We start from the raw sequence: 464 nt of genomic DNA on the forward strand, positions 1-464 counted from the left end.
GCTGCGTGGGGCTAAAATTCGCCAACCGCTGCCGTGGTCAAAATATATTAACGAAGCTCTCAATTTATGGGGAGATAAAGCCGAGATTATTCTCGCTCAACATCACTGGCCAACCTGGGGCAACGATAACGTGGTCAAACTGCTTAAAAGCCAGCGTGATTTGTATCGTTACATCAATGATCAAACTCTGCGTATGGCAAATCAAGGGATGACCCGTGATGAAATTGCCGCAAACTTTAAACTGCCCTCTTCACTGGCTAATACCTGGGCGAATCGCGGCTATTACGGTTCGGTAAGTCATGACGTGAAAGCAACTTACGTGCTTTATCTCGGCTGGTTTGATGGTAACCCCGCGACGCTTGATGAACTGCCGCCAGAAGAAGGCGCAAAAAAATTCGTCGAGTATATGGGCGGTGCTGATGCCATTTTACAGAAAGCCAAACAGGATTATGACCAGGGTAATT

General features: G+C 47.2%; 1 protein-coding gene. It reads left to right on the plus strand.

Annotation, left to right across the window (positions count from 1 at the left end):
• A partial coding sequence (locus tag AC30CM_RS27030; protein WP_490119980.1) for an alkyl sulfatase dimerization domain-containing protein occupies positions 1–464 on the plus strand: 464 nt, incomplete at both ends.

The sequence above is a fragment of the Mycobacterium sp. DHQP2018-32-09 genome (assembly GCF_058148405.1).